Origin of the sequence: Streptomyces sp. NPDC001381 (genome assembly GCF_042895685.1) — a bacterium.
GTDB lineage: Bacteria > Actinomycetota > Actinomycetes > Streptomycetales > Streptomycetaceae > Streptomyces.
Window position 1 is genome coordinate 1 of record NZ_JBIAWO010000006.1, and the last position, 11587, is coordinate 11587.

Consider the following 11587-nt stretch of genomic DNA (forward strand, 5'->3'; position numbering starts at 1 on the left):
CCCGCGGAGCGGGATACCGCGCGGCAAGCCGCGCGGTAGTTTCGGCTCCGCTGACGCTCCGCCAAATTCCCGCGCAAGCGCGGGAATTGAATTCCGCAAGCGGAATTCTGAAAGCGAGTCAATTCGCGCAAGCGCGAATTGCGAGCACCCGCGCAAGCGCGGGTGCCGAAGCTGGCAGCAAGGGAGGTGCATCACCCGCGGGACTGTGTAGGGCTTGGGAATCCCAACCACCACCCCCCAAACGGAAGTGACGGACCGTCGGGCTGACGGTGTGCCGGCCGCACCGCAGCGACGGGCTCCGTTACGCTCCACCCGAACCCCTCCCCCACCCTCGAACCATCCCGAGACGTTCACCAATACCCCGCCACCATACACCACAACTCGCCGCATCGGGGCGGGATTCGGCCATGTGTCACCCTGGGGCGGGAACATGGTACGCGGGTGATGCATCACATGGATTTGCTGTGTAGAGTCTGGGATCATACACCACACCCCCGGCCACCCTCATCGCGCCGGACTTTCATTTCAGATTGCGCGCCACATTCCGCGAAAAGGAGAACACGGGAATGGCCGTGAAACTGCGTGACCATCAGATCGAGGCCGTTGCCGGCATTGTGCGCGGTCTCGATATCCCGCAGGGCGGCATTCCCGTTAATGGCCTGCGCGGGCAGGTACACGCTGCGTGCGGGACGGGGAAGACCATCATTGCGGCGGTGTCGGCAAAGCGTCTTGTCCCCAAGGGCCGCATTCTCGTGCTGGTGCCGACGCTGGATCTGCTGACCCAGACGGTGCAGGCGTGGCGTGCGGCTGGGCACACGGGGCCGGCGGTTGCTGTGTGCTCGCTCCTGGACGACCCGGAGCTGTGGAACTTGAAGGTGCGCTCCACCACGAACCCCGTGCAGTTGGCGCTGTGGCACGGGCAGGGGCCGGTGACCATCTTCGGGACGTACGCCTCGCTGGGAGTCTTGGCGGAGGCGTTCGAGGGCGCCTACGGGCAGCAGTTGGCCCCGATGGACCTGACGGTGGTCGATGAAGCCCACCGGACTTCGGGCTCGATGGGTAAGGCGTGGGCCGACGTCCACAACCAAAGCGTCATCCCGTCGCACCGCCGCCTGTATCTGACGGCCACCCCGCGGATCTGGGAAGAGCGGCTGAACCGCGAGGTCGCAGAGGGGGCGCGGGACCCGCTGCCGCGCGAGATGGCGGCCTCTATGGACGACGAGAAGGTCTTCGGGCCGGTCCTCTATAAGCTCTCGCTCGCGTCGGCCGTGTCGCGTGGGCTGCTGGCGCGGTACCAGATCATCGTCCTGGAGCTGAAGGACCCGGTCGTCACCCCGGAGCGGCTGATGGGCGAGGACCGGCACACCGAGGAAGTCCGCGGGCAGCGCCTCGGGGCGCTCCAGGCCGCGCTCCTGCATACGATGGCGCAGCACGGGCTCCAGACCTGCATCACCTTCCACCACCGGACGATAGAGGCACAGGCTTACGCGGAGGGCCTGGAGCGCGTCGCGGCGAAGCTGCACGCCAACGAGCCGGAGAAGTACCCCGCTCAGATCTGGGCGGACTGGCTGTGCGGCGAGCACGTCCCCGAGCGCCGACGCGAGGTCCTGGGAGGGTTCGGGTCCACCGCGCGGCGGGCCGTGCTCTCGAACTGCCGTGTCCTGGGCGAGGGCGTGGACATCAGAGCGGTGGACAGCGTTGCCCTGTTGGACCCCAAGGGTGCTCCGCACGACATCGTCCAGGCCATCGGCCGGGCGCTCCGTCAAAAGCCAGGAGAAGGAAAGCTCGCCTCTCTGATCGTACCGGTATTTCTCCAGCCCGGAGAAAAGCCGGAGGATATGTTCACCTCGGGATCGTATCGCCCGTTGGTGAAGGTATTGGAAGGTCTGCGGGCTCACGACGAAGAGGCCATCGAGCTGCTCGCGATCCCGCAGGAGCCTCAGAAAGACGTCGCGCAGCCGTCCATGAACATCGGTGTCGCGCCAGAAGAGGGCGAAGAAGAATCCCGCTTGCTGCTCCGTTTTGCCGCCCCGAGGGATCCGGTGATGGTCGCGGACTGGGTTTCCTTCAACGTGATCGACACCGAACGCCAGGACTGGGCTCGCGGCTGGGCGAAACTGAAGGCGTACGTCGAGCGGGTCGGGAACGCACGGGTGCCGTACGGGCACCGGGAGGGTGCGACACCCCTTGGGCAGTGGGTCGCGGAGCAGCGACGGGCCTACGCGGCCGGGGAAATGAGCGGGCAGCGCGCGCAGCGGCTGGAGCGGCTCGGCATGGTGTGGTCCGTGGCCGATGAACGCTTCCAGGAGAACCTGGAAGCCGCCAAGGCCTACTACGACCAGCACTGGACACTCTGCGCACCCCGCACCGCGACGATGCTGGACCGGCCGATCGGGCAATGGCTGTCCAACCTCCGCCGCCCAGGCGCCCTCGACGGGCACCCCGACTGGAAGACCGCGCTCGAGGCCGTGGACGAGGACTGGAACCCGGAGTGGCCGGCCGACTGGCAGCGGCACTACGCAGCCCTGCGCGAGCTCGTGGCCGACGAAGAGGGCAGAGCCGACGTCCTGCCGGGCGTCACGGTCCACGGAATGGACATCGGCAAATGGCTGGCCCGGCAGCGCAAGCCCGAGATCTGGCAGGCCCTGGCCGACGGACAGCGCGAACGCCTGGAGCAGCTCGGCATCACACCGCACGCCCCGAAGCCGGAGGAGCCCGCGAAACCGTCCACAGCGCCTCTGAGCGCCTTCGAGCGGGGCGTAGCAGCCCTCGCGCAGTACAAGGCCCGCGAGGGCTCTGTGACCGTCCCCAGAGGCCACGTAGAACGACTCGAAGACGGATCGGAGGTCAAGCTCGGAGTGTTCCTGTCGAACACCAAGACCAGGCGCGCCAAGCTCACCACCGACAAACTCGCCGCACTCGCCGCGCTGGGGCTGGAATGGGCCCTGGAAGGTTAAATAATGGGGTAAATTTGTGGTTAAGTAATCTGGCCTGGAGTAAGGGTGCGGGGTCATGGCATCTGAGGAAGAGTTGTTCGCGTCGGTCGACGCTCTGTTGAACGAGGAGCCGCACCTGCCGCCTCCGGCGGAGCGTGCTCGGCTGCGTGAGGCCGCTGGCATCACCCAGGCCCGCCTGGCCACCGCGTTGAAGACGACGACCCAGTCGGTGAAGAACTGGGAGAACGGCCGCAGCGAGCCGAAGTCTCCGCGGCTGGATGCCTACCAGCGGCTGCTGAAGGGGTGGGCGGCGAAGTATCCCGCCCCCGGTGCAGCCCCGGCACATGCTCCGGCGCGAGCGGCGTCTACCGAGCCGGCCGCGTCCAGGGGGGAGACGGCAGATGCCCCACAGACTCCCGCCGTTCCGGCTGCGGCGCCGGCTCGCCCGGCCTTCCGACCCGCTGCGACATCGCGGCGGCCGGCCACGCAGAAGGCGGCGCAGCCCGCAGCCGACCCGCGCTTCCCGCACGGGCCCCTCGCGGTCCTGGACGGTGACGGCTGCGCGTACGGCGTCGACGGGATCGTGCTGGACTGCCCGGCGACCACGGTGGTGGAGCTGGTGGAGTGGACGCTGCGTGAGTCCGGTCTCGGTGCGCCGAAGCTCAACCGGTACGGCAAGGACAGCGACCCGCTGATCGTGCTCACCGCCGCGGCTGCCGTGAAGCTCGGGCTGCCGGAGCGCCTGGAAGGCCACGAGCAGCGTCGCTCCCTGCGCCTGCCCGAGGACCATCCGGTGGTCAAGCAGGTGGTAAAAGCGAAGTGGCGGCTCACCCAGCGCGGGTTCGGCCCGTGGGTAAGGATCTACCGCAAGGCGCAGGGCCGCGAACGGCAGTGTGTGCAGCTGGCGGTCCTATCCTGGGACGCCCTTGATGAGCGGTCCTGGCCTGGCGTGAGCGAGATGGAGCCGGCCGACATCGCCCGCGTTCTGGGCGTGTACGCCACCCGGGTCATCACCCCGCGCGGATCGACGGCCGTGTCCGGGCTGGAGCTGATGACGGCGCTGCGCCCGCCGACGAAGCCGGAGCGCGATGAGGAGACCGGGAACTGGGTGTCCGCCTACAACCCGGGCTCGCTGGGGACGGAGCCGATGGACCCGGCGCCGCCGGAGGCCACCGCTGAGCACCCCGTCGTCGTGGGCAGCGGCTGGACCGGTGGCTTCCTCGATGAGGAGGCGTACCAGTGGGTGCGGCCGGTGGACCTGCTCACCGATGAGGAGTGCACGCTGCCCTTCGCGGTCGGCCTGGACCTCAACACCGCCTTCCTCGCCGCCGCGGCCCGCCTGGTCGTTGGCCTTAGCGCTCCGGACCACTTCCACGCCCCGAAGTTCAACCCGAAGATCCCCGGAAGCTGGCTGGTCGACCTGAGCCACATCGAGCTGGACCCGCGCCTGCCCTCGCCGTTCACGCCGGACGGCTCCCGGCCCACGGGACCGGCCTGGTACCAGACGCACACCGTCGCCTACGCCCAGGAGATCGGCTACGACGTCCACCCGGTCGAGGCGTACCTGCGGCGGGAAGCCGGCGCGTACCTGGACCCGTGGCACGACCGGCTCAAGAACGCCTACGTCGACACCCTCGCCGACCTCGGCGTCACCCGGGAGCTCTCCGACACCGAGTTCCTCGCGGCGATGGAGCGGCACAAGGACGTCGACCCGGCGATGGCGGCCGTCCTCGCCGCCATCAAGGCCACCGTCAAGGGCGGCATCGGCAAGCTGCGTGAACGCCCCCAGGGCAAGAAGTACAAGGAGGGCGAGCGGTGGCCGGCTCTTCAGCGGCCGACCTGGCGCCCCGACATCCGTGCCGCCGTCATCTCCAAGGCCCGGGTCAACATGCACCGCAAGATGCGCAACATGGCCACGATGACGGGCCTGTATCCGCTCGCCGTACTCTCCGACTGCGTCGTCTACCCCTCACCGGGCGACAGCCCTCTGGACTTCCTGCCCTACGCCGCGTCCGGCAAGCCGCAGCCCGGCGCCTTCCGCCTCGGGCCCACACCGGGCCTGGCGAAGCTGGAGGGTGTTCAGTCGATGCTGTGGGCGGTCGACCTCATGGAACAGGGCCTCAACCCGGCCCGTCACATCAAGGGCGGCGACGCTGTCCTGGACGAAGGCGAGTAGGCGCTGTGGGAGAGATCGACGATGCCATCGAACGCGCCGACCAGGAAGCCTTCACCCGCCAGCCGCCCAAGACCCTCCAGGCCCGCATCAACTTCCTGATCAAGCAGCTCAAGACGACCAAAGCCGTCGCGGCGGAGATCGGGGTCAGCCAGCGGTCGGTGGAGCGCTACCGCAAGGGCGAACGCAAGCACCCGCCCCAGGCCATCGCCGAACGGATCGACGCGGCCGTACGGGCCCGCTGGCAGCCACAGGTACGCAAACGCCGGCAGAAGCAGGCCGCCACCACACGCGGGATCACGGTGGAGACAAGGGCCCGCTTCGGCTACACCGCGCCGATCGGCACGACCGACGACGGACGCTTCCGCCGCCTCACCGTCCACCTCCCCCCCACCTACGCGCAGCGCCTCTTCGACGCCCGCGACGCCGGAGCCAGCGACCAGCAGATGCGCCAGATCATCGCCGAAGGATTCAAGGACGTGTACTTCCAGGACGGCGGAAACCGCGCCATGGGACTCTCCGACGTCACCCTCAACGACATCGACTACCTCGACCTCGACTACTGACCAAACGCCGACCGGGGCAGGAGGCTGCCCCGGTCACTGTACGAGCCGAAGAAGGCATCGGGGGTGAGGTGTGGCCGCAGGGGTGTTGCGAACCGTGCCGCTGGCCGGGGAGCTGACCTCCTCGCTGATCAGCCGGGTGGCGACCCGATACGGTCTCGCAGCCGGCAGCGTGCTGCGGCTGTGGACGTGCCGCAACTCCCCCACCCGGCACGACGACGGCGGTGTGAGGGCAGATGCGGAGGTCGTCCTGAACGGGGCCGGGCGGGGTGTCCTCGCCGAGCTGTGCAGGGTGGAACCGGCGGTGCTGGTGCGCGCTCTTCCGTCGTTCACCGTGGACGATCCCACGATCAGCACCGGCCGGGACGCCTCCCTGGCGCAGGCACGGTGGCGGGCGGCGGCCGCGGTGGCGGGGGAAGCAGCGTTCGGCTGCCGGCTGTGCACAGCGCGGCGCACCGGGCAGGCGCTGCGGGCGGTGCGTTATCTGCCGCGCTGGCAGCGGGTCTGCCTGCGGCACGGGCGCTGGCTGCTGGACGCGGACGCCGACCAGCCGCTGGAACACCTCGATCTGTGCCTGCTGCCGGAGGTGGTGGCCGCGCAGCGGCGGTGGCCGGGCGTGGCACGGCGTGCGGTGCGCGCCGGAATGGAGCCGCAGCAGGCGTTCACGCTGGCGCATGCGGTGGTGGCCCGCTGGTGGGATCAGGCTCTGTACTGGGAGCAGGAGGAGGTCTGGCCGCGCCGTCTGCACCACTTGGCGGGCGGCAACGCGGGATCGCGGCTTGAGTGGTGGCGGATCGTGGGCCGGGACGCGGCGATCTTCCCGGAGGTGACGGCCGTGGCGCAGGCGCTGCTGGAGCCGGCGATGGCCGAGGTGGCCTGGCGGGCAAGCGGCGGGATGCAGCCTCGGGCGCGGGGCGCCGACGATGCGTTCTGTCACCGGCTGGGCGAGTTGGTGGGCCGCACCTGGCTGGGACCCGAGCTTGCGGCTGACCACGGCAGCCCGCTGAACGACTGGAGGGGTGCGATCGTGCGCGCCCGCCGCCACGAGACGGGGCCGGCGGGGTGGCGGGAGGATCCGTGGCGGCTGAAGCGGGAGCAGCAGCCCGCCACGATGGCCGGCCAGCTGCGCGTCCTGGCGGCAGGAGCCCAGTCGGGCGGCTCGGGGACCCGGTGGCGGGCTACGGTGAGCGCCGAACAGCGTTTCCGTATCACGCAGTTGGTCGACGAGGCGCGTGAACAGTTGGTGGAGCTGCGCGGCGTGCACAGCGGCACCACCGCCGAGGTGGCCCGCACCCTACTGGAGCACCTCAGCCGCAGTGCCGCCCTGATCGACCAGGCCCTCGTGCACACCGCCACCGCGGCCGTCGCCGCCGGGGTGGCACTGGAGGAGGTCGCCGCGTGGTCCCGCCTGCCCGCCCACGAACTGGCCGAGGTGCTCGCCGCGGGTGAAGGAGAGGACTGACACGACCGGCGGCAGCCGAATGGCGGCGCGGGCCGGTCGGCAGTCGGCGAGCCGTTGCCCGACAGGGTGCGGCGCGGCGGGGTGAGAGTGCAGAACTCTGCACTGACACCGGTGCCCCCGCCCGGCACTCTGGGTGCCGCGCGCAGCCCAACATCCGGCGGCTGCACCGATGTTGGTTACCGGCCGGTTCTCCTGCGCGGCAGGTCAGGCATGGCGTTGTGTGGAGTACGTGATCATCGAAAGCAGCCATGAGGCCGCATCGTCCGCGGTACCCGGGGCGGGGTGCCGCATCCCCGAGCCGCACAGTACGGGTGGTGCTGTGCGACGTGAAGGCGCTACGGCTGTAGATGCCAGCCTGATCGATGTGCGCTTTCGAGACCCTCTGGGGTGCTCGCGTCAGGTCCCCTGGCTTGAGGCTGCGCAGGACGTCCCCTTCGAGGACTCTCCTGCAGTACGGCCTTTCCCCGTCCGGCACGGGCGGCGGGTTGCTCCTGGCTGGTGGTGGTCGTCGACGACCGGGCGGCTGGTGGCGTACGGGTCCGGTGTCATGCGGACCGAGCTGATGCTGCTGGACCGGGATCCGGCGGTGGCGGCGCTGGCCTGCCGACCGGTGGAACTGGTGTGGCGTGAGGACGGCAAGACTGTCGGTCATGCGCCGCAGCTGATGGCCAGGCTGCAGGACGGCAGCGGCCTGTTGCTCGACTGCGCCGGACGCAGCGGGCCCTCTGCCCGGCTGGCGGAGCGGGCACGGGTTGTGGCGGCTGCCGCCAAGGCAGCGGGCTGGTCCTACCGGCTCGCGGGGCCGCCGGATCCGGTGCTGGTGGCCAACGTGCGGTGGCTGGCGGGATACCGGCATCCCGGGTACGCCGCAGGGCCGTGGACGCCAGCTCTGCTGGAGGCCTTCGGTAGTCCGCGGCCGGCGGTGGAGGCGGTGCGTGAGCTGGGAGACCCGATCGCCGTGTGGCCCGCGGTCTTTCACGCACTGTGGAACGGTGTGCTGCGGGTGCGGCTGGACGAACCGCTGCACGAGCGCGTTGTCGTCTCGGTCGCACGGCAGAAGGCCGAAGCGGCGTGACGCAGGCGGTTGTCGAGGTCGGGGCGCGCCTTCGCTACGACGGACGGGTATGGACGCTCGCCGTGCTGGAAGGCGCCCGGGCCACGCTGGTGACCGACGAGGGCACCTCGGCGGTGGTACTGCTGCCCTACCTGTTCGCTCATCCGTCCTTTGAGGTGGAAGGCGGACCGGCGCCGGGGAGGGTGCCGCCGTTCGGGCTGCTGGAGGCGCTGCCGGTTGAGGTGCGGGAGCGGGCTCTGGCGTGGGAGCGGCATGTGCGGGAGGTGGAGACCGGCTTTCCTGACGCGGTCGGGCAGGGCGCCCCGCGTGAGCAGTTCGATCCGGCGACGCGGAGCCTGGCGCAGCGGGAGCGGGCGAAGGCAGAGGAGTTGACGGCGGCGGGCTGGTCGGCGAGTGCGGCGACGGTGCGCCGGATGCGGGCGCGCTACCGCAGCGAGGGCTTGTGGGGGCTGGTCGACGGCCGGGCGGTGCGGGAACGGTCGGCGGTGGGGCGGGCCGATGAGCGGGTGGTCGCGGCAGTCCGGAAGGTGCTGGAGGAACAGCGGGAGCGGTCGACGGGCACGCTGGTGCGACTGCGCCGCCGGGTGGGGTGGCTGCTGGAGGAGGAGTACGGTACCGGAGTGGTGGCCCTGCCGCCGGCGTCGACGTTCAACCGGCTGGTGCACGCGGTGGCCGACGGACAGGGCCTTCTGGGGACAGCCACACAGCGGCGCTGGCATGCGTCGCGGCCAGCACCTCCGTTCACGCCGACGGTGGCACTGCGCCCGGGTGAGCTGGCGATGCTGGACAGCACACCGCTGGATGTCCTGGCGGTGCTGGACGACGGTGTGACCGGCCGGGTTGAGCTGAGCATCGCGCTGGACGTGGCGACGCGCAGCATCTGCGCCGCGGTGCTGCGGCCGGTGGGCACGACGTCGGTGGATGCGGCGATGCTGCTGGCGCAGATGGTGGTGCCGGCCGCGATGCGGCCGGGCTGGGATGCGGCGCTGTCCATGCAGCGGTCGGTGATCCCGTATGAGCGGCTGATCGCGGTGGACGCACGGCTCGAGGGGGCGGCTGCCCGGCCGGTGATCATGCCGGAGACGGTAGTGGTGGACCAGGGCCGGGTGTATGTGTCGGCTTCGTTCATCTCCGCGTGCGAGAGCCTGGGGATCTCGGTGCAGCCGGTGCCGCCGGCGAACGGCCCGGCGAAGGGGAACGTGGAGCGGACCTTCCGCGCCATCGCCGACGGGTTCAGCCAGTACCTGCCCGGCCACACCGGCTCGGACGTCTCTCAGCGGGGCGCGACCGCGGAGCAGGATGCCTGCTGGAGCCTGGCGCAGCTTCAGGAACTGCTGGACGAGTGGGTCATCTGCGGGTGGCAGGAGCGCCGGCACGAGGCGCTGCGGCACCCGATGATGCCGCAGGTCGCCGTCTCACCCAACGAAATGTGGGCGGCGCTGGTGGCAGTGACGGGGCATGTACCGGTGCCCTTGGCCGCCGACGATTACGTCGAGCTGCTGCCTGTGCGGTGGCAGGCCGTCAACGACTACGGCATCCGCTTCGGCTACCGCACCTACGACCACCCCGGCCTCAATCCCTACCGGCGTCGCCGCTCACCGCGGGCGGACAAGAACGGACGGTGGGAGGTCCACCACAACCCCTACGACCCGAACCGGGTGTGGGTGCGCCTGCCCGAGGGATGGCTCGAGGTGCCGTGGGTCAACGCCGGGGCGGTCAGGCGCCCGTTCACCGCGTTCACCTTCGACCACGTCCGCCGCACCGTCCAGCGCCGGCATGGCCGTGAAGAGCACGAGGCGGCGATCGCCCAGGCACTGGATGCGCTGCTGCGCCGTGCCAGCCAGGGACTGGGCAGCAGGCGCGAGCGGACGGTAGCCGCCCGGGCCCAGGCGGCCGCGCAGATGACCGATCCCTCCCCCGCCACCACCGGGCAGCAGTGGCCTGCGCCTCTCGCGCCGGGGGCCTCGTTCGGGCTGCCCGGCTCCTTCACCGTCCCGCTTGAAGACGGCGACGGCTGGGACACCGACGACAGCCTGGACAACCTCGAGGACGACCCGGACGGCGAGGACTACCTTCTCGCCGCCCTCGCCGACGGCCCAGACGCCGCGGCAGACCACGCGGATGAGGCCGAAGCATCCGAGCCGACGGCCGAAACGGCCCGGGACCAGGCCGCTGAGCAGACGCCGGACGCCGCCGGGGCGGGCGGCATGCGCATCTACGACCCGTACCAGGAGGCCCAGGCATGGTGACAGCGGCCCAGCCCGCCACCACGAGCGCGTTCAGTCCGCTGACCACGTGGGACGGATGGCAGAAGTTCGTCGACACACCCCACGCACCGGCACGGGACACCAGCGACCAGGAATGGACGCTGGAGCAACGGGAGGACTACCACGCACGGTTCGTGGTGCTGAAGACCCCCGCCATGGACACCATCTCCACCGCGGTACGCCGCCTGCTGCTGCTCAACCGCGGCCAGCAGGGCGGAGCCAGACGCGGCCTGATCATCTCCGGGCCTGCCACCACCGGGAAGACCACCGCGATGCAGCAGCTCGGGCGCACCGTCGAACTCGCCGACCGGCGCCGCCACCCCAACCAGGACGGGCGGCTGCCGGTGCTGTTCATCACCGTGCCGCCGTCCTCCACCCCGAAGATGCTCATCAGCGAGTTCGCCCGTTTCCTCGGCCTGCCCGCCCTGGAGAGGATGAACCAGATCCAGATCACCAACGCCGTGTGCGGGCTGCTGTGCGAGCTGAGCACCCAGCTGGTCCTGGTCGACGACGTACACCTGATGGACACCCGCAGCCGGGCCGGCGCCGAGACCTCCGACCAGCTGAAGTACCTCGGCGAGCGGATCCCGGCCACCTTCGTCTACTCCGGCATCGACGTCGAGTCCTCGCCCCTGCTGACCGGAGTGCGCGGCTCCCAGCTCGCCGGCCGCTTCAAAATCGTGCGCAACCAGCCCCTGCGCTACGGCAGCGCAGCCGACAAGCAGATCTGGCACGACCTGGTACACAGCATGGACAGCGCCCTGCGACTGCGCCACCACCGGCCCGGCACCCTGCTCACGCACGCCGCCTACCTCCACGCCCGCACCGGCGGCCGCATGGGCAGCCTCTCCCACCTCATCCGCGAAGCCGCCCTCGTCTCCCTGCTGGACGGCACCGAGAAAATCACCAAGAAACTGCTCGAACAGATCGAACTCGACACCGCCGCCGAACAACGGGCCCGGGCACCACACCGCCGCCGGACGCCCTCGCAACGTCGGCCCTGACCGACGGCGTCCGCCTCAACCGTCCGCCCCGCCCCCCGTTTGGCCCACCCCCGGCCGGCGCATCCGGGCCCGCCAGGAACGGCCTCTGCTGCCTCATGCACGACTTT

Annotated in this window: 7 protein-coding genes; all 7 read left to right on the forward strand. The window is 70.4% G+C overall.

From position 1 onward, the window contains the following. The first annotated feature begins 566 nt into the window (after positions 1-566). Complete coding sequence (locus tag ACFY2L_RS25930) at positions 567-2957, forward strand: Helicase associated domain protein (RefSeq protein WP_390823515.1); 2391 nt, start codon at positions 567-569, stop codon at positions 2955-2957. Positions 2958-3012: 55 nt separating this feature from the next. Then, positions 3013-5112, forward strand: a complete 2100-nt coding sequence (tap, locus tag ACFY2L_RS25935; protein ID WP_390823516.1) for a telomere-associated protein Tap — start codon at positions 3013-3015, stop codon at positions 5110-5112. A 5-nt stretch (positions 5113-5117) separates the two neighbouring features. Then, a complete protein-coding gene (gene tpg / locus ACFY2L_RS25940) occupies positions 5118-5675 on the forward strand; it encodes a telomere-protecting terminal protein Tpg (protein WP_355650749.1) in 558 nt (185 codons plus the stop codon). Between the two features lie 82 nt (positions 5676-5757). Next, positions 5758-7134, forward strand: coding sequence for a DNA-binding protein (locus ACFY2L_RS25945; RefSeq protein ID WP_390823517.1), 1377 nt, complete (start codon positions 5758-5760; stop codon positions 7132-7134). A 169-nt stretch (positions 7135-7303) separates the two neighbouring features. After that, on the forward strand, positions 7304-8209 hold the full coding sequence (locus tag ACFY2L_RS25950) for a TnsA-like heteromeric transposase endonuclease subunit (RefSeq protein ID WP_390823518.1): 906 nt from the start codon (positions 7304-7306) through the stop codon (positions 8207-8209). Further along, positions 8206-10458: a transposase gene (locus ACFY2L_RS25955; protein WP_390823519.1), complete on the forward strand. Its 2253-nt coding sequence runs from the start codon at positions 8206-8208 to the stop codon at positions 10456-10458. The genes ACFY2L_RS25950 and ACFY2L_RS25955 overlap by 4 nt, the downstream gene beginning before the upstream one ends. After that, positions 10452-11480, forward strand: coding sequence for a TniB family NTP-binding protein (locus ACFY2L_RS25960; RefSeq protein ID WP_390823520.1), 1029 nt, complete (start codon positions 10452-10454; stop codon positions 11478-11480). Before ACFY2L_RS25955 ends, ACFY2L_RS25960 begins: the two co-directional genes overlap by 7 nt. Positions 11481-11587 lie beyond the last annotated feature (107 nt).

Excerpts from the sequence above, each read along its gene's own strand:
- ACFY2L_RS25960 (WP_390823520.1), top strand. The coding sequence starts at position 10,452 with ATGGTGACAGCGGCCCAGCCCGCCACCACGAGCGCGTTCAGTCCGCTG.
- ACFY2L_RS25930 (WP_390823515.1), top strand. The coding sequence starts at position 567 with ATGGCCGTGAAACTGCGTGACCATCAGATCGAGGCCGTTGCCGGCATT.
- ACFY2L_RS25950 (WP_390823518.1), top strand. The coding sequence starts at position 7,304 with ATGTTGGTTACCGGCCGGTTCTCCTGCGCGGCAGGTCAGGCATGGCGT.
- tap (WP_390823516.1), top strand. The coding sequence starts at position 3,013 with ATGGCATCTGAGGAAGAGTTGTTCGCGTCGGTCGACGCTCTGTTGAAC.